This window comes from Marinilactibacillus kalidii (genome assembly GCF_017599325.1).
Taxonomy (GTDB): domain Bacteria; phylum Bacillota; class Bacilli; order Lactobacillales; family Carnobacteriaceae_A; genus Marinilactibacillus; species Marinilactibacillus kalidii.
Genome location: NZ_JAGFVM010000014.1, coordinates 79,055 through 96,515 on the forward strand (window position 1 = coordinate 79,055; position 17,461 = coordinate 96,515).

At 37.4% G+C, this 17,461-nt stretch carries 18 protein-coding genes; 3 read left to right on the forward strand and 15 right to left on the reverse strand.

Translation table 11 applies throughout. From position 1 onward, the window contains the following. Window positions 1-23: 23 nt before the first annotated feature. The 3 genes from J5J05_RS03120 to J5J05_RS03130 form a co-directional block, all read right to left on the reverse strand. Window positions 24-1,406 (reverse strand): PTS transporter subunit EIIC, encoded by a 1,383-nt coding sequence (locus J5J05_RS03120; protein ID WP_208559214.1) that lies wholly within the window; start codon window positions 1,404-1,406, stop codon window positions 24-26. A 171-nt stretch (window positions 1,407-1,577) separates the two neighbouring features. Further along, window positions 1,578-2,567: a LacI family DNA-binding transcriptional regulator gene (locus tag J5J05_RS03125; protein ID WP_208559269.1), complete on the reverse strand. Its 990-nt coding sequence runs from the start codon at window positions 2,565-2,567 to the stop codon at window positions 1,578-1,580. A gap of 23 nt (window positions 2,568-2,590) precedes the next feature. Further along, window positions 2,591-3,340 (reverse strand): acyl-[acyl-carrier-protein] thioesterase, encoded by a 750-nt coding sequence (locus J5J05_RS03130; protein ID WP_208559215.1) that lies wholly within the window; start codon window positions 3,338-3,340, stop codon window positions 2,591-2,593. 260 nt (window positions 3,341-3,600) lie between these two features. On the opposite strand from J5J05_RS03130, the gene J5J05_RS03135 reads away from it, so the two are divergent. Next, complete coding sequence (locus tag J5J05_RS03135) at window positions 3,601-5,133, forward strand: AbgT family transporter (RefSeq protein ID WP_208559216.1); 1,533 nt, start codon at window positions 3,601-3,603, stop codon at window positions 5,131-5,133. 85 nt (window positions 5,134-5,218) lie between these two features. On the opposite strand, the gene J5J05_RS03140 is transcribed toward J5J05_RS03135, so the two are convergent. From J5J05_RS03140 to J5J05_RS03165, 6 genes are all read right to left on the reverse strand, one after another. Further along, entirely contained in the window at window positions 5,219-6,682 is a 1,464-nt protein-coding gene (locus J5J05_RS03140; protein ID WP_208559217.1) for a DUF1538 family protein, read from the reverse strand. A gap of 27 nt (window positions 6,683-6,709) precedes the next feature. Continuing rightward, complete coding sequence (locus J5J05_RS03145; protein ID WP_208559218.1) at window positions 6,710-7,378, reverse strand: P-II family nitrogen regulator; 669 nt, start codon at window positions 7,376-7,378, stop codon at window positions 6,710-6,712. Window positions 7,379-7,673: 295 nt separating this feature from the next. Further along, window positions 7,674-9,242: a ribosomal protection-like ABC-F family protein gene (abc-f, locus tag J5J05_RS03150; protein ID WP_208559219.1), complete on the reverse strand. Its 1,569-nt coding sequence runs from the start codon at window positions 9,240-9,242 to the stop codon at window positions 7,674-7,676. A gap of 346 nt (window positions 9,243-9,588) precedes the next feature. After that, entirely contained in the window at window positions 9,589-9,744 is a 156-nt protein-coding gene (locus J5J05_RS03155) for a hypothetical protein (protein WP_208559220.1), read from the reverse strand. Next, the gene (locus tag J5J05_RS03160) at window positions 9,741-10,334 is read right to left on the reverse strand and encodes a DUF1700 domain-containing protein (RefSeq protein WP_208559221.1); all 594 of its coding nucleotides are present in this window, start codon (window positions 10,332-10,334) and stop codon (window positions 9,741-9,743) included. Before J5J05_RS03160 ends, J5J05_RS03155 begins: the two co-directional genes overlap by 4 nt. Beyond that, window positions 10,327-10,644, reverse strand: coding sequence for a PadR family transcriptional regulator (locus J5J05_RS03165; protein WP_208559222.1), 318 nt, complete (start codon window positions 10,642-10,644; stop codon window positions 10,327-10,329). The genes J5J05_RS03160 and J5J05_RS03165 overlap by 8 nt, the downstream gene beginning before the upstream one ends. Window positions 10,645-10,875: 231 nt before the next feature. Between J5J05_RS03165 and J5J05_RS03170 the strand changes: the two genes are divergently transcribed. Beyond that, complete coding sequence (locus J5J05_RS03170) at window positions 10,876-11,055, forward strand: hypothetical protein (protein ID WP_208559223.1); 180 nt, start codon at window positions 10,876-10,878, stop codon at window positions 11,053-11,055. Window positions 11,056-11,137: 82 nt separating this feature from the next. On the opposite strand, the gene J5J05_RS03175 is transcribed toward J5J05_RS03170, so the two are convergent. The 3 genes from J5J05_RS03175 to J5J05_RS03185 form a co-directional block, all read right to left on the reverse strand. Further along, the gene (locus tag J5J05_RS03175) at window positions 11,138-11,311 is read right to left on the reverse strand and encodes a hypothetical protein (protein ID WP_208559224.1); all 174 of its coding nucleotides are present in this window, start codon (window positions 11,309-11,311) and stop codon (window positions 11,138-11,140) included. A 60-nt stretch (window positions 11,312-11,371) separates the two neighbouring features. Continuing rightward, the gene (locus J5J05_RS03180) at window positions 11,372-12,709 is read right to left on the reverse strand and encodes a C1 family peptidase (protein WP_208559225.1); all 1,338 of its coding nucleotides are present in this window, start codon (window positions 12,707-12,709) and stop codon (window positions 11,372-11,374) included. 116 nt (window positions 12,710-12,825) lie between these two features. Further along, window positions 12,826-13,362: a hypothetical protein gene (locus J5J05_RS03185; RefSeq protein ID WP_208559226.1), complete on the reverse strand. Its 537-nt coding sequence runs from the start codon at window positions 13,360-13,362 to the stop codon at window positions 12,826-12,828. A gap of 147 nt (window positions 13,363-13,509) precedes the next feature. Here J5J05_RS03185 and alr point away from each other — a divergent pair, with 147 nt between their 5' ends. Further along, a complete protein-coding gene (alr, locus tag J5J05_RS03190) occupies window positions 13,510-14,679 on the forward strand; it encodes an alanine racemase (protein WP_208559227.1) in 1,170 nt (389 codons plus the stop codon). A gap of 65 nt (window positions 14,680-14,744) precedes the next feature. Here the strand turns inward: alr and J5J05_RS03195 are convergent, their stop codons facing one another. The 3 genes from J5J05_RS03195 to J5J05_RS03205 form a co-directional block, all read right to left on the reverse strand. Beyond that, on the reverse strand, window positions 14,745-15,596 hold the full coding sequence (locus J5J05_RS03195) for a 3D domain-containing protein (RefSeq protein WP_208559228.1): 852 nt from the start codon (window positions 15,594-15,596) through the stop codon (window positions 14,745-14,747). 445 nt (window positions 15,597-16,041) lie between these two features. Then, window positions 16,042-16,809, reverse strand: a complete 768-nt coding sequence (locus J5J05_RS03200) for an ABC transporter permease (protein WP_208559229.1) — start codon at window positions 16,807-16,809, stop codon at window positions 16,042-16,044. After that, entirely contained in the window at window positions 16,799-17,458 is a 660-nt protein-coding gene (locus J5J05_RS03205; protein WP_208559230.1) for an ABC transporter ATP-binding protein, read from the reverse strand. Before J5J05_RS03205 ends, J5J05_RS03200 begins: the two co-directional genes overlap by 11 nt. Between the last annotated feature and the right edge of the window lie 3 nt (window positions 17,459-17,461).

Here is a 17,461-nt window from a genome sequence, read left to right on the forward strand (position 1 = left end):
ACTATCGTTTTAGTTTGTTTTTATTATTTCGCGTTCAGATCTGCTCGAATTGAACGACTTTGTATTTTTACTAATACAAATCCTATAGCAAAAGATACTGCTATGACAAGTATATATTGCAACATACTCCAGATACTGCTTGTATAAAGTAATAACCCAGGAATAAAGGTAATCCCCATGCCTGATGCTGAAATTCCTAGGAAGTAAGTGAGTAAGCCTCCTGCTGCACCGCCGACCATACCTGAACCGAATATGCTCATTGATCTAAGATTAACACCAAATAATAGTGGTTCTGTAATACCAAATAATGTTGAAGCGCTGGCACTCAATGCGTTAGACCGCTTTAGTTTGTCTTTCATTAAAAAGGCCGCGCCTACAGCAGCACCGAACTGACCAGCCATACTTGCTGTTCCAAGTGTTTGTATGACATTGGTTCCCCCATCATTTAATAGGCTGATTTCAATAATACCGATTGAGTGGTGTAAGCCAGTAATCGTAATCGCTTGTTGTAAACCAGCAAAAATAATATAGCCGATTCCAAATGGTGCTTCAATCAGATAAATAATACTATTGATCACACCTGATTCTGCGATTTGAACGATTGGACCCAATAAGAAAAGCATTGTCGCTACGGTAATCGTGATTGTTAAGAATGGCGTAACAATCAGATCCATCATCGCTGGTACAAAACTTCTGAAGATTTTTTCTAATTTAGCAATCATCCAACCTGCAAGAATAGCTGGAATCACTGATCCTTGATAACCAATGATATCAATACCTAATAAGGTCAACGGCTCTGCATCTCCGCTAGCTACTGCATAGGCATTAGGCAATTGAGGTGCAACAAGCATCAGTCCAACGACTATTCCTAAAATTGGATTTCCACCAAATTTACGTGTAGCACTAAATGCAATCAGTACAGGTAAAAAGGCAAACGCAGTGTCTGTCAACATTTGGAACATCGTCAACCAGTCTGGACTCATCTCTATGCCCAGCTCAAGAATAAATCCTCTGATCCCCATTAGCAAACCAGTAGTCACTAATGCTGGAATTAATGGAATCAAAATATCCGCTAGCGTACGCACCACTCTTTGAATAGGACTTAGATTCTGATACACATCATCTTTAAAATTCTGCGATCCACTGTCAGAAGTTTTCTCTCCTAAACGCTGTTCCATTTCACCATAAACGGCATTCACTTTTCCTGTTCCAAAGATAAACTGGTGCTGACCCGTATTAAAAAAGTACCCTTTACTTTCTGGAACTTCATCTACACGTTCTTTATCAAGTTTAGTATCATCTTTCAAAATAATTCTTAACCTTGTAGCACAATGCTCAAAATTTCTAATATTTTCTTCTCCACCGACTACATCAATCAATTTATCAATTGTGTTATCATACTTCATGCTGCTCAATCCCCTTTTCTCATCATTAGTAACCGTTTCCATCGTTTTGTAAAAAAATAAGTTCTTTTTAAAAAGTCCAAATACCTCAGGAAACAGAACCGGTTCCTTTAACTGATTTCATCTTATCAGGAACCGGTTCTGTTTGCAAGAAAAAAAAGAAAGCATTTTCTTTTATGCTTTCTTTTTTTCTCTTGTTGAGTTTTTAACCACTAGTTTGTTAGATAACAGTGTCTCATAAGGTGTTTCCGTACCTTTAATTAGCTCAGTGAGTTGATCGACTGCCTTAATGCCCATTTCATAGTAAGGATAACTAATCGTTGTGATACTCGGATGAACATAATCTGTTTCTTCATATCCTCCGAATCCACTGATAGAGAAATCATCAGGAATGGAATAGTTTAATTCAATCGCAGCTTTCATTACGGCAATCGCAATATTATCTGTTGCACATACCACATATGTTGCCGTTGATTTTGGTAATGTCGTTAAGGCATCTTGGTAAGCTACTTTCTTAGAAAAACTTGTTTCTACTATTTTTATCTCTATATCTGACTCGTCCTTTAAGCTATCTATAAATCCTTGTTTTCTTTCCAGTCCAACTGCCTGATCTTGCTCCGAAACACCGAAAAACAAGAAAGATCGATGACCAAGTCCAGCAGCATAGCGACCGGTTTTATATCCAGCATCATAATCTGCATAAGACATCGAATGAATCGCATCCGTTTTTTGACCCAATACAAGAAAGGGAATATTAGCATTTTTAATCAATTCTCTGTGATTGTCTGTAATCTCGCGCGCTAACAGAATAATGCCTTCTACTTTCTGCTTGATCAATGTTTGGATATTTCCCAACTCACGATTTAAATCTTGATTTGCATTCGTAATAATAAGTTCATAGCCATGTTCTCTTGCTTCTTGATCTATACCGTTCAAAACTTCATTCGTAGAAGCTGAATTTAACCGCGGAATAATTACGCCAATCATATTCGTTTTAGTTGCTTTAAGACTTCTAGCAAAGGTGTTAGGGGTATAGCCTGTTTCTTTAACGATTTCATCTAACTTTTTCCTTGTTGCTTCACTGACAGAGCCATTATTTAAATACCGTGAAACGGTACTTTTTGCGACGCCAGCTTGCTTGGCAATATCCTTGATGGTGACCAATGCGCCCACTACTTTCTTAGTGTCTATGATTGTTTTTTCCACTCAAAACTTGCACTGCAATTGATGATATCTTCTGTTCTGATTTTATGTGCAGTAATGATGTGATCTTCTGTTTCATCAATACTTACTGAACTGTTGATTAATTTACCTTCGTATACCTCTTTATCAAACTTGACGTTTGCATATGTCATTGTGTGTTGGGATAGAAATTCTCCACCTAACGTACTTAATGTCCAATCTAGGTATTTTGAATTGTTCACATGTTGATTCGTATCAATGTCAAAATATCTAACATTAAAAGGTTGCTCATATACTTTTTCTTCATTGATTTCTACTGGCTTAGGTGTTCGTCTCACTCTTTTATTGAATGTCGCTTCGTACGGCGTAACGATATCTTCTGGTAATCTGGCCATTTTTCGCTTAGCACTATCGAATAAGGCAAAAGTTGACTGTACATGAATCAATTCTGTACCTTCTTCGTCTCTGACAACGAAATCTCGATAACAAAATAGTTTATTGTATTCTGTTGCATATGTTTCTATCTCGATCGTTTCTTTATTGTGAGGAAACCTTGTAATATGAAATTCATATTGTAAGATAATCCATGAATAACCCTTTTCTTCCATGACTTGTTCATCCAAGCCTAGTTCATCTGATTGCTCTCCAGAAACTTCTAGAATCAAATTGACCAACATTGGAAGTGTCAATGTATGCGTACGATCACACATATAATAACTAATCGTTTTTTTATTACTGAATTTTTTTACTGCCATTCATTTCCCTACTCTCGTTTAGATCTACACTACTGATTTTAGCATAGATTATTCTGAGCGAAACATTATTTGAAAGTTAATTCGCTTTCAACGATATTTATTTGTCGAACAATAAATAAATAACAACTGTTTCGAATTCATCTTGAATCCTTTATTATATTTATATTAAACTCTATAGCATAACGATTTTATTATTCAACATTTTTTAAATTATTTAAATCGTTACGCTATTTATAATCAAATAAGGAGGATTTAAGTTTATGCGTTATTCTGAAGAGCATACAAATAAAGGTTTACTTGGAATGGTTGAGCGTGTTGGAAATAAACTCCCTCATCCGGTTGTCATTTTTATTATCTTTGCGATTGGTATCATTTTCATTTCAGAAATTTCGGTTCGTCTAGGTTTAAGTGCACCAATGATCAATGCGGAAACTGGAGAACCAGGTGTAGTAGAGGCCATCTCTTTGATGAATAAAGAAGGTATCGCCTACATATTCAACAGTGCCGTTTCTAACTTCACTGGATTTGCGCCATTAGGTACGGTTCTTGTTGCGATGTTAGGTGTTGGTGTTGCAGAATGGACTGGATTGATTTCTTCCGCTTTAAAGAAATTATTAAGTAATGTACCCACCTGGTTATTAACAGCCATGGTCGTCTTTGCCGGTATTATTTCAAATATCGCTTCAGATGCAGGGTATGTAGTGGTCGTTCCATTGGGTGCCATCATGTTTGCAGCTGCCGGTCGTCACCCAATTGCTGGTTTAGCCGCAGCTTTTGCCGGTGTATCCGCGGGATTTTCTGCTAATTTGATTTTTGGTCCAACCGATGCTTTACTTGCAGGAATCACAAATGATGCATTAACATCCGCTAACATTGACTATTCCGTTGAAACAACTGGTAACTGGTACTTTATCATCGTCTCTACTTTTGTATTGACTGGAGTAGGTGCTTTCGTAACCACCAAATTCGTAGAACCTAGACTTGGCACCTACGAGGGAGATTATAAACCAAAACAAGAAGCCCTGTCTTCTCAAGAAAATAAAGGACTCCTTTATGCATTACTTACGCTTCTTGCTTTCTTAGCTATTATGGCTTTACTCATGGTGCCACAAACTGCCGCACTAAGAGCTTTAGATGAAAATGGTGATATGACTTTAAGTAACTTTTTGTCATCAGGCTTATTGTTTATGATTTTCTTGCTTTTTGTCCTTCCAGGACTGGCTTATGGTATTACCATAGGTAAAATTAAATCTTCGCACGATTTTGTAAGAGGCATGTCTGAGTCAATGAGCTCAATGGGTGGCTATTTGGTGTTAGCATTCTTTGCTGCGCAATTCATCAATTACTTTGCTTATACGAACCTTGGTTCAATTATTGCCAGTAACGGCGCCACTATGCTTGAAAACATTGGTTTTATAGGCTTGCCGCTTATTTTGGCTTTCATCTTGTTCACTGCATTCATTAATCTCTTCATGGGATCCGCGAGTGCAAAATGGGCCATTATGGCACCGATTTTTGCTCCGATGATGTTCAACTTGAACATTGCTCCTGAAATGACTTTGATGGCTTACCGTATTGCAGATTCTTCTACAAACGTTGTTTCTCCATTAATGAGCTATTTCGCCATGATTTTGGTCTTTGCTCAAAGATATGACAAAAAAAGTGGATTAGGGACAATCATCTCAACCATGATTTACTATACGATCGCCTTCTTGATTACATGGTCAATCCTGCTCGTTATCTGGTATTACCTCGGTCTTCCGTTAGGTCCTGGTGCACCAGCAACATTATAAAGTTATAAAGTAAAATCCCTCAAAGATAAGCAGAAATGTTTATCTTTGAGGGATTTTTATATTTTTTAGTGTTTATCTGAGCTTCTCATTCTTTCAAATGGTAGATCAGACCAAAAATCTGCAAGCTAAGGATAGGCATTAAAGCGACTAAAGCAATCATTCCAAAACCATCGATCAAGACACTGGCATGTGGTATTGCTTCTGCTGCTCCTTGAATAAATGCTAGGATAAAGGTTGCAGTCATAGGACCAGACGCTACACCACCGGCATCAAATGCCATACCGACAAATCGTTTAGGCACAATGTAACTTAATCCAATCGCCAATACGTAGCCTGGCAATAGTAAGTGCCATAATTCTAAATCTGTCACTACGAGTCGCATGGTTGACAAAAGAATAGCTAGACCTACACCAATTGATAGTGTAGTTAGAACAGCCTTTGGCTTAATAGCGCCCGAGGTCACTACACCGATCTGTTTCGTTAATACACTGACCGCTGGTTCTGCAAGAATCGATAGGAATCCTAGCAAGAACCCAATCATATATAACAATCCGTAAGACTCTTGTTCTGCTAGTGTATAACCAATCAAGCTACCAACGTTCATAAATCCAGCATTTACGCCGGATAGAAATAATACTAATCCTATAAATACATATAATAAACCAACCAAAATTCTAACTAGCTTCACCTTAGACAGTTTCAACCAGAAAAGCTGATACAATCCGAATAAGATAACGATGGGTAGAATCGCTACAATTACTTCTCCAAGTTGTGTTGCAATCTCTCTAATCAAATCAATAAAGAACCCATTTTCTGTTCCCATTACAATATCTAATGACCCTGACAATTCTTCAGTTGGTGAAAAGACATTGACGATCATGACTGAGAGTATCGCTCCAGTGGACGCAATCGCTACTAACCCGAAGCTATCTTCGCTTGAGCTTTTACTGCTTTTTTTGAGTGAGGCAATACCGGTTGATAGCGCAAGTAGAAACGGAACCGTTATAGATCCCGTTGTTGCGCCGGAAGTATCGAATGAAATAGATAAAAATTCGGTAGAGGTAAAGAAAGAAAGTAGTAAAATGATTGAATAGGCAATCGTTAAAATTGGGATAATCGATAAACTATAGACGATTCTAAGTAGGCCAACAACAACCATAACGGCTATACCAACGGAAACAATGATGACAATAAAGGAGCTTGTAATTTCTCCTCCCGTTACGAGTCCAATTTGATTACCAAGTACAGTTAAACTAGGCTCCGCTGAAGAAATGAAAAAACCCAACAATAACCCTATAATGACTACTACTGATATTTTATTTGACCTGGCGATTCCTTTCCCCATATGTGAGCCAATGGGTTCTAAAGCTACATCTATTCCCATCAAGAAAATGGTCAGTCCAATCACGATCACCACTGCACCTAGTATAAAGCCAACTAGTGAGCTTGTCGGTAATGGCACAAACAAGAAGTTGATGATCAAAACCAGCATGACGATCGGGGTGACTGCTTGAATAACTTCTAAAAATTTTTCTTTAAGAATATTCACTTAAATGAAGACCTCCTTTCAATTAGATCAATTCAGCCCGATCGTCTCATTCAGATCTGTTACAAATAAGATACCTTTGTTGGGTTCTTCGATTTTCAGTTCTTCACTAATCGTATCGATGATTAACTGTGATTTAGATTTTTCAGCAATAATCAAGATTACTTCTTTTTCTGGTACGATATCCATATGAAATACCGTTCTGGATTCTGCATTACCAGCCCCTCTTGCTTGAATGATCGTGCCACCTTGAGCACCTGCTTCTTGCGCATGCTCCATCACATCTTCTGCTTCTCCTTTATTTACGATTACATAAATTGCCTGATGCATATTTTTCTTCTCCTCATCAAAATCCGTTATTTTTTCTTCCACATTCTCATGTATACCACGTACTTCATTTAAAGATAATCGAAAACCGATACCGTTACTTTTCTTTTTCATCACTTTAGCTTTTGCGATATGCTTTAAAGCTCGTGAAGCTTTTGTTTCTGAAGTAACCATCAGTACGATCTCTCTTTTGATAGAATTTAGTCCAAGTGTTTTCAATATGCCTTTACCAGAGGTGCCTTCTCCATAAAAAATGGTTCCGCCTTGTACGCCAGCTTCATTCGCTAGTTTGATGATATGATCTCCCTCTTTGGGCATTGTAATGCATACGATCAATTCCATCGCTGTCTCATATTCAAATTCATTTTGCATCTAGTATGCTCCTTTTTAGCAGTTTCTTTTTTCATTCAAAATAAGATCCTAATTTTATACTGTTTAATGTTTCTTTTATTGATTTATTTATTTTTTTTATGCTATGAACGATGACTTCAGATAAGCTCGTGTTTCTCCATACTAAATGGTTTATCCCTTTAAGTTTACCATATTCCTACTTCTTATGATAACGTGTTAAACCTGCTGGAACTTACTCTACTCCACCTTATATAAAGAAGCTTCTTCTAGCTATAAGTACGCTAAAAGAAGCTTCTTTATTTTTTGATTTTATCGTCTAGTTCATTAATTGTTTTTTTGCTTTTAGTAGTTCTTGAAATGTCTGCTCTAATTCAGCAGATGGCTCGATACTCAATTGACTCAATACCTTAACGATTTCATTTTCTAAGCGCATCAGTTCTTCTTCTTGTTTATCCGGACTCTGTCTACTCGTTGTATTTTTATAGTCTTCATAGCGACCTTCGAAAGTTTTCAGTTGGTTCTCTTCTATAATCATTAAACGATTGGCTACTTTGTTCATAAAACGTCGGTCATGAGACACAACTAAAAGACTCCCTTCATATTCTCTCAATAGCGATTCCAGTGCTTCTATAGCTTGTGTATCCAAGAAATTGGTTGGCTCATCTAGCACAAGTGTATTAAAGTCCCCAACAAGTAATTTCGCTAAGGCAACTTTCACTCGTTCACCACCACTGAGCACATGAATCGGTTTATAAACATCATCTTTTTTAAATAATAATTGTGCTAAAACGATGCGAATCAAGGTTTCTGATTGTTTAGAACCTTCCTGTACGTTTTGTAAAATCGTCTGATCTTCTTTTAATACACTTAAATCTTGAGCGAAATACCCCACTTTCATTGCTGGTGAGATTGTTATTCCCTCTGATTCAGCTAAGATATGTTTGAGTAAAGTTGTTTTACCGCTTCCATTGGCTCCAACAATTGCAACCTTCTCACCACCCTTGATATAAAAGCTTGTTGGTTTAAAAAGAATTTTCTGTCCAAAACGAATACCAAAATCGTTGGCTCGTATAATTTTTTTATTGATAAAGCCTTTAGCATTCGTCAATTTCATTTTGACTGGTTCGATCGCTTCTGGTCGATCAACCGCTTCTAATTGATCGATTCGTTTATCAATCGAACTAGCTGTTTTATGCAATTTTTTCGCTTTCTTTTGAAAATAAGGAACTGATCCTGCGATACGGGCTTCTGAACCAGATACATTGCTTGGTTTCTTCGTTGCTCTGTCTGCTTGTTGTTCCTTTTTTTCCTTTGCTTCTTGTAGTTGCTTTTCTTTTTTCCTATACGAATCGTAAGCATTCTGTTGTCGTTTGTGTTCCTTTTGCTTTATTTCTTCATAAGCTGAATAATTACCAGTAAATTCCTTGATCTCTTCGTTGCTCAATTCCCATACTTTATTGCACGTATGGTCCAGAAAATCACGATCATGCGAAATGATAATATGTGCACCTTTGTAAGCAATGATTTCTTTTTCTAACCACTCCACATGTTCTACGTCTAAATGTGTGGTTGGCTCATCAGCAAACAATATCCCCGCTTTTTCATTCAAGCTATTTATGATTGCATTTGCGGTTACTTCTCCACCGCTTTTAGTGTCGATTGTTTCCTTTAATTGTGGAATCATGGTAATGGTCTGAAGCCGTTTGATTGTTCCGGTATCCGGTTGAATCGTTCCTTTTAGTATATTCAGTAAAGTCGTTTTGCCACTACCATTTTTTCCAACAAGGCCTATCTTGTCTCCTGGCTCTACTTTCAAATGTTCAATAGAAAATAAATTTCTATCTTTAATCGAGTAAGTCAGTTGGTTGATTTCTATCCAAGCCATGATGCTTTCATCTCCTCTTATCTCTAGATTCTGTATCAGTCAAGATTTAAGATGACATAAAAAACCCTCCTATTCCATTGTTGGGAATAGGAGGGTCGAATTGTGATAAGGATAAATAAGCCTAAATAGCCAAGCTATTTTGCCTGTGTATCTCTGTATGCACCCTATCGTATCCATCCTATTCCATCAAGTGTAGACGTCGCTGAACAAAGCTCCCATGGAACTTCTGAACATCTCATTGATTTGTTATAGGATTATTTACGCATTGGCCCAGAGTACACCTCTCTCTTTTTGTAAGTTGTTATTAGAATACCGTACAGTCATTCTGATGTCAAACACCATTCATTTATTCGAAATGTACCACTCTATACCAGTGGTGTTGATTTTCCGCATACTGATCAATATCAAAACCACTAGAAGCAAAACCGATAAACGAAACGATTGCCCCGACCAACATGAAGGTTAAGCTTAATTTTATCAAAAATCTTTTCCCGATTTTCATATGCTTACTACACTCCTTTGATTAAATAGTATTTTTTTGATTTTATTCGTCATGCTTTGACTATAAGCAATAAAGGTTTTACTCATACTAAGGGTCAACATTGTGAACAATATTCCTGCGCCAAACAAGAACAATCCAATACCGAATTGTGTAAGACCAATATGCAATCCGTCAAATGTTGCAAGTGGACTTAATACAACACTCACTAACCCTCCTAAAACACCTGCAAATGCCAGTGATCCTGCCAAAAATGGTATACACCAAATCAGAATATATATACTCATCACAATCATGATGCCTGCTAAAGCTAAACTGCCCCACAGCGGAAATCCCGCGATCAACAAGACCATCCATAACGGACTCACCTTTTTTCTAATTGGAAACTTGAACTCTAGTGGCGTTCCTTTAATTGATTCAATAATACTTTCTGGTGAGTCCAATTGACTAACTGCTTTTTCTTCACTCATACCTTCTTCCATCAAATCTAAAATCATTTCATCATAATAATCAACTAGCTCTCTCACTTCTTCAGGCTTCATTACATAAGATAATTTACTGCTTAATGTTTTGATAAATTCAATTCTATTCATTTTCTACACTCCTTTTTATATAGTCATGTATCGCTTCAACTTTTTCCCAAGATCCCAAAAAACTTTTAATACTATCTAATCCTTCTGATTCAAGTTTGTAGTACTTCCTTAATCTTCCATTGTACGCACTGGAAAAGGTCGACACTTTCCCCTGGCTTTCTAATCGTTTAAGAATTGGGTATAACGTTGATTCTGTTATGGGCATATGTGCCGATATCGTTTTAACGATCTCATATCCATAAGAATCTCCATACTTCAAGTTCGCTAAAATATAATATTCAATCAGGCCTTTTTTTAATTGTGTGTCCACCCTCGACACCTCCTTATACACAATACTATACAACGCATAGTATAGAAAGACAAGCTTTTATTCTTTTTATTTTGATTTGTCCTTCATTTCTTTTATCTATGATACAATCTGAGTGCAATGAAATAAGGAGGGGTTATCATACTATCTAAAAATAAAAGACGGCTCTTACAACTATTAGGTTTTATAGTAGGCACCGTCTTTGGTATTTGGAGACCACAACAGATACAAATGATGTTACCTATTTTAGGCATCGCCGTTGGGATCGGTTATTTTTTATTAACGCGCGTCTCAACAGATAAAAAAGCTGATTTAACTGAAATCAAATGGTTTGTGCCCATTCAAATGATTATGTATTTTGTTATCGGTGGTGCAGTCGGTTCATCTGTTCATCTATACATGGAACTATTCTAAAAAGAAGAGGATAGCCAATAATTGGCTATCCTCTTCTTCTTTTATTGTATTTTTAGCGAGTGCTGTCTAAGGCTTCAAGTTATTAAAATAAATAGACTCTAATAGAAATCGTCGCGAGGATGATCAGACTAATGATGCATAAGGTAATCATCGAGCGCCCGTTAATACTTGGTTTATGTTCACGTTGATTTTGGATAATGACCGCATTCATGACGACATAGCCGCCCATCACTTCAATAATCAATGTGAAAACCAAAACAAATTATACTCTACAGCCACTTTATTCCTCCTTTATCTTTACTCCCGACAAAGGTGGTTACTGCATCATGGCCAAAGCACCCATTGGATCCCATGGTTCTAACTCAGTAAGTGGTTCTTTCAAAGCTTTTAACCATTGTTCCTCAACATATTTTCTACTGACTGTGATTTGATAATTGTATTCATCAAACCATTGATCGCTCATTGAATAAATCCCTTTATCGCCAGAAGTATCTCCCCAGCTATTTTCAACTTTCCATGTGATTGGTTGACCGTCTTCGTCTAAATCAACACCGACAAATACCATTGCATGCGTCAGTAAACTCTCACCATAGTCTAGTCTTTGTGCTTTTGTTAACCCTACAGAAGCACCTAGTGTGGCATCATAATCATAAGTATGATGATCCATGATGCCTGCTTTTCGGTCTAGCATTTTTCCGACATCACATCCAAACCATACAGGTTCTCCGTCTTTGATTGCTGCAACAGCTGCTTTTTTCAAAACATCAATTGGAACATTGATATAGGTAACGGGTTTACCTTCTTTAACTGTACCTAAGTATTTCACAGTATAGGCTTTTCCAAAAGGCTTATCGTCTGTTGGCGCATTGATCAGGCTCACTCTGTCTTCTAAATCCCAAGCCACGTATTCTTTAAAGAAATCTTGCGGTGTGATGTCTTTGATACGATGAAAGTTCTTTTGATTATCTCTATATTCGTACGTAAACGTTTCAGGAATCTCTCCCAAAGATTTGACTAGTAGATTATAAACAAAATAGAGGGATTCATCTTTGATCTTCATCAACGCTTCTTTGGTTGCGCCATTTTGATGTGCTTGACGAATCGTTGCAGAAAATTCTCTCAACTTGGCCGTCAGCATTGTATTCAATTCTCTTGTATTAGAAGAATGATACGTTTCTGGCATAGCCGCTTTGGGTACAGCACCATATTTTTCGAGTAAACCCGAAAACATATCCCATTGTCCACCATCTTGGATTGGATCAAATAATAGGTGCTGAACTAGTCTTGAATTCAATGGTTCTTCTACTGTATCAATGATATTTTCTAGTAAATAATTTGATTTTTCAAGCTTGTCCCAGAACAAAGTATAGTTTTGTGAAAACTCAAAGGTTTTCGCATCCAGTTTTTTCATTGTATCTACTCTTGCTGTGTTCAATGCAGCAAACATCCAACAACGTCCACTAGCTTTTTGGTTCGTTATTTCACCACGGCTCGTTTCTTCAGAGAAAACGAATGAATGGCGTCTTAATCGATTATTGTCGATAGAAGCATCTGCAATACCTACTTTAGCGATTGCTTGCTTGACCGCATGATTAGCCGGTTCAGCATTGAATGTTTCTTTGAATGAAGTTAACAGTGATTGATTGATCGTCATCTAAATTGCTCCTTTTCGAATGTAATAGGCTAATCATACCGAAGTGTTCACGAACAGACAAGGTACAATGCACAAAAAAAGAGCTCTCTCGTTGAGAAAGCTCGAGTTGATTCTATTTATTGCGGTGGAAAAACAATGCCACCGATAATACGGTTACCAGACCCATTTAAAATGATGATCGATGAGCCTTCTTGGGTGGCTAGCGTGCCTTCAGCATCTGGTAAAAGCGATACTCCCTCTAACTCAAACGTTTGGTTGACTGCCCCACCTTCCGATACTTCTAAACCAGGCAAATCAAAAGCCTGATAATCATCCCCGGCATCCTCAAAACTAGGGGGTGTTGCTACCCCTTTTTGATGAATCTGAATACTCAATTCACCAGCAGATACATCTTCCAAGTTTAATGTCAGCATAACATTTCCTTCATTTTCATCAAAAATGGCATTTCCTGCTCGCTGAGAATCTCCATTGTATAAATCCACATCTAACGCTGCCATTTGCTGATCTGTACCGGCTGCATCAGTATTTTCGTCTGACCCTTCTGTCACCTCACGATTTGCTCCTGGTGCAATCTCCGGTGCTGATTGCTCTGAACATGCACCCAGCAATAAACTTAACAAGATAACAGGCAATACCCCTCTTCGTCTATTCATGTATTTAATCTCCTTATTAACGATCCTAATTTGACTTATTGTAACAAGATTCAATAAAAATAACGATTCTAACGCATTTGGTATTCATTGTACTTCTTCATTCATGTTAAAATAACGAGTACAAACCGATAAGGATGTTGATCAATCATGGATTATGGAAGTTATCGATTTACTCGTGCAGAAATCAATCTGGATCATCTCGAGTATAATTATCATCAAATGAAAAAAAAGCTAGACCCTAAAACGAAATTTATGTCTGTTGTAAAAGCAGATGCTTATGGTCATGGTGCCGTAGAAGTGAGTAAAAAACTTGAATCACTAGGTACAGATTACCTCGCTGTCGCTGTACTAGATGAGGCCATGGAGCTCAGAGAAGCGGGTATTCAGATTCCGATTTTAATGTTCGGTCCAATTGAGAGAAAAACGATTGCGACAGCTATTGCGAATAAGATCACGATGACTGTGTTTACAAAAGAAGTAGCTGAAGCGATTCGTGTTACTGCTGAAGAACTGCGCAAGACCGCTTTTATTCATTTAAAAGTCGACTCCGGGATGTCACGTATTGGTGTACGAACCAACGAAGAAGCTTTATCAGTGATGAACACATTACAATCTGATTTTGTGGTATTTGATGGTATTTTTACACATTTTGCAGATGCTGAAAATTTAGAGGATCCTACTTTCACTAAAGAACAGTTCAAGCGGTATCAGTCTATCGTTTCTTATCTCGAATCTAAAAGGATTACTTTCAATCTAAAACATTGTACCAATACGGCAGCGACACTGGCATTTCCTGAGTATCATCTAGACATGATACGAACAGGTATTTCTCTTTATGGTTATCATCCAGACAAAAGCATGACCGACTATATTGATTTAAAACCAATTATGAAATTAACTACACATGCGGCATTTATTAAAAAAATTGCTAAAGGAGATACTGTAGGTTACGGTCGATCCTACAAAGCCGATCAAGAAAGAACCATAGCGACAATTTTACTTGGTTATGCAGATGGTATACCGCGCCAACTTTCTAACCGTTGGTATTTAACTGCTAATGGAAAAAAGGCGCCTATCGTTGGTCGCATTTGTATGGATCAGATCATGCTAGATGTGAGTGATATCGATGATATCACAGAAAAGGATGAAATCGTCTTTTTTGGAGATCCAAGTGCGCATTATCCGTCACTTTATACAATGGCTGAACTAACCAATAGTTTTCACTATGAATTATTATGTGGTATCGGCAAAAGAATTCCACGTGTCTATTTAGCTGATGGTCGAGTTGTTGTAAAAAACAATACACTTCTTGACTAATTTTCATAAAAAAAGGCTGAGAATCCAAGATTCTCAGCCTTTTTGATACTATTTTTTTTATACGATTATTCTATGATTTGTACTTCTATTGAACGACGTCCAAATTGAAGTGCTTGCTGAAGGTCAGTCATGTGGATATCAATACGGTTTCCTTGGATTGCACTACCTGTATCTCCAGCAATAAATTCACCGTATCCAGGTATATTCACTCTAGAGCCTAATGGAATAACACTTGGATCGACAGCAATAACATTTGGTGTTTCTCTTAAATCGATTCCTGAGAAAGTAACATTTCCTAATTCAGGCTGATTTAATGAGTAAGCTGTTGCTTCAACGGCTACTGTTCTACCACTCTGACTAGCTTGTGTCGCTTCATCACTTGAAGAAGTCGATACTTCAGGAACAGTCGCTTCTTCAGCTGGTGCTTCTTCAACTTCAGGTTTAGTTTCTTGTACTGCTTCTGGTTTTTCTTCTTTGGCAACTTCTTCTTTAACTTCGTCTGGTGTTTCTGTCTCGACAACTTCGTCTTCAGAAACGTCATAACTGACAACTTCATCATCATTTTGTACAGAGATGATTGATGAATCGCCGCTCAAGTAAATCTTCGTATCTACTTGAATCATGCTACGATTATCAATATCGTTCACTTTAACGAGCTTATCAACAGAGACATCTGTTGCTTCAGAAATACCCCATAATGTGTCTCCCCATTGGAAGGTGTATTCAATGGCTTCTTCTCCGTCTTGATTAGCCATTTGCTCTTCGATTTGTGAAGAAATCTCAGAAACTGTTCTCGGTTGCCAGTTACTTGCTGACATTTCTTCTGCACTTGCTTCGTTTGTTGCGCCAAAAGCGATCATTGATGCAAATGCGATTGTTGCACCTGCTTTGATTAAATATTTTTGCACTGTAGACATAATTTGTCGTGCTCCTTTTCATTTTATCTAGTTTTTATATCGTCTCAACTACTGCCGCTTGATGTTCAATAGATTCATCTAACCTTAATCTATCTGCGACCGAGTGTTATCTTACCACGACTAGTCTAAAATAAAAGGGTGTTTTGCTTGTTGTTATGCCTTTTTAGTATTCCTGTATTATTTCACTTACTTTTTTACAGTTGTGTTTCAATCATGCCTAAGATTGCGACATTGTCAGTAATAAGGAAAATTTGTTCGCTTTATGCAATAATTCATACAGTATACGAGAATAAAGCGTATATTCATGCCTGCCATTGACATCTTACTGTCATCTTAACCGTATGATTTCTTTCATTTAGACCAATATTACACTATTCATTCGAGTTGGCTGTAATATATCATTAAACTCATTAACTTGATTTTTAATTGCATGATCGACTAAAAGTCACCTTGAAATCAGTTGTTTTTGATCATTATAAAACTGTTTATAGGACATAAAACTCGCAATTACGCTGGAAATACTCGTGACTCCAATCAACATAAACATGACGACGATTTGATATCTGATCGCTTCTGTTGGTTCGATCCCAGCGAAGATTAATCCTGACATCATACCCGGCAAACTAACTAGACCGACTGTTTTGGTACTATCGATTGACGGTGTCATCCCTGTTTTGATACTTTCTCGAATAATCGTCATAGATGCTTGTTTCTCATTCGCACCTAAGGACAACTTTTCTAGTACTTGTTGTCTTTGATCTTTGAACTTGTCATTTAAGGCGCGATACGTTAATCCGACGGCAACCATCGCATTGCTCGCGATCATTCCGGTAATGGGGACGATTTGTGATGGCACCCATTCAATCGTTCCTGTAGCAATTAGTAGCCCTAAAGTCAGCGTAGTCCCTGTGCCTAAAGAAATCAAAGAAATCCGAAGAGAATTTGGCATTCCTTCACTTCGCTTATGTGCATTGTAAGAAGCATTGAACACGATAAATAAAACCATAGCAAACGTGACCAGTACATTATCTAGATTAAATACGTAGCTTAAAACATAACCAATCACGAATAGTTGCACGACTGCTCTTAAACCGGCAATAAAAATCTCGTTACCTAGCCCAAGCTTTTGTTTATAGTCAACAAATATCGCCATGAGTAATAGCCCCGTCGAAAAAAATAAAGACCAGTTGCTGATTTCTAAACTATTCCCCATGACTATCCTCCATTCTCCCTTTCACGATACGAATGACTCTAGTTGATTCTGCAATCTCTGTTTCATCATGTGTCACTTTCAATATCGTCACACCATCTTTTTGATTACGTTCATTCAATAAAGATAAAATTATCTCTTGGTTTTCGGCATCTAGCGCACTTGTTATTTCGTCTAACAACAAGACTTCTGGCTTGAACAGTAAGTTTCTAACTAGCGCGATTCGTTGCTTTTCTCCACCTGATAAAGCATTGACCGGTTTGTCATAGTAGGACGTTGGAAGTTCAACTTGCTTCAAATAGGTCTTGATTTGACTTTCATCGATTTCTTGATCACGTATTTCGTAAGGAAATGCCAGGTTGTCTTTTACCGTCTCATCAAATAAGGAAGCATTTTGAAAGAAATAAGATACAGCTTTTCGGTACGTTAATGGATCAATCGTCTCCAACTGTTCTCCTTTATACGCTATAGTGCCTGATGTCGGTGTAAACAAACTTCCAATCATTTTTAATAAGGTACTTTTTCCGCTTCCTGAAGGACCGGTGATCGTTATATTTTCTCCTTTTTGGACATCAAAACTGATGTTTTCTAGGATTTTGGTCTGATCTGTCTGGTAGCTCACGTTTTTCAGTGATAAGATTGGTGGATTCATTAT

Bases quoted from the DNA above. Each gene is read 5' to 3' on its own strand.
- J5J05_RS03170 (WP_208559223.1), top strand. From the start codon at position 10,876: ATGTTACCTATTTTAGGCATCGCCGTTGGGATCGGTTATTTTTTATTA.
- abc-f (WP_208559219.1), bottom strand. From the start codon at position 9,242: ATGGCTTGGATAGAAATCAACCAACTGACTTACTCGATTAAAGATAGA.
- J5J05_RS03205 (WP_208559230.1), bottom strand. From the start codon at position 17,458: ATGAATCCACCAATCTTATCACTGAAAAACGTGAGCTACCAGACAGAT.
- J5J05_RS03160 (WP_208559221.1), bottom strand. From the start codon at position 10,334: ATGAATAGAATTGAATTTATCAAAACATTAAGCAGTAAATTATCTTAT.
- J5J05_RS03130 (WP_208559215.1), bottom strand. From the start codon at position 3,340: ATGGCAGTAAAAAAATTCAGTAATAAAAAAACGATTAGTTATTATATG.
- J5J05_RS03155 (WP_208559220.1), bottom strand. From the start codon at position 9,744: ATGAAAATCGGGAAAAGATTTTTGATAAAATTAAGCTTAACCTTCATG.
- J5J05_RS03185 (WP_208559226.1), bottom strand. From the start codon at position 13,362: ATGAATAGACGAAGAGGGGTATTGCCTGTTATCTTGTTAAGTTTATTG.
- J5J05_RS03200 (WP_208559229.1), bottom strand. From the start codon at position 16,809: ATGGGGAATAGTTTAGAAATCAGCAACTGGTCTTTATTTTTTTCGACG.
- J5J05_RS03135 (WP_208559216.1), top strand. From the start codon at position 3,601: ATGCGTTATTCTGAAGAGCATACAAATAAAGGTTTACTTGGAATGGTT.
- J5J05_RS03120 (WP_208559214.1), bottom strand. From the start codon at position 1,406: ATGAAGTATGATAACACAATTGATAAATTGATTGATGTAGTCGGTGGA.
- alr (WP_208559227.1), top strand. From the start codon at position 13,510: ATGGATTATGGAAGTTATCGATTTACTCGTGCAGAAATCAATCTGGAT.
- J5J05_RS03195 (WP_208559228.1), bottom strand. From the start codon at position 15,596: ATGTCTACAGTGCAAAAATATTTAATCAAAGCAGGTGCAACAATCGCA.
- J5J05_RS03180 (WP_208559225.1), bottom strand. From the start codon at position 12,709: ATGACGATCAATCAATCACTGTTAACTTCATTCAAAGAAACATTCAAT.
- J5J05_RS03145 (WP_208559218.1), bottom strand. From the start codon at position 7,378: ATGCAAAATGAATTTGAATATGAGACAGCGATGGAATTGATCGTATGC.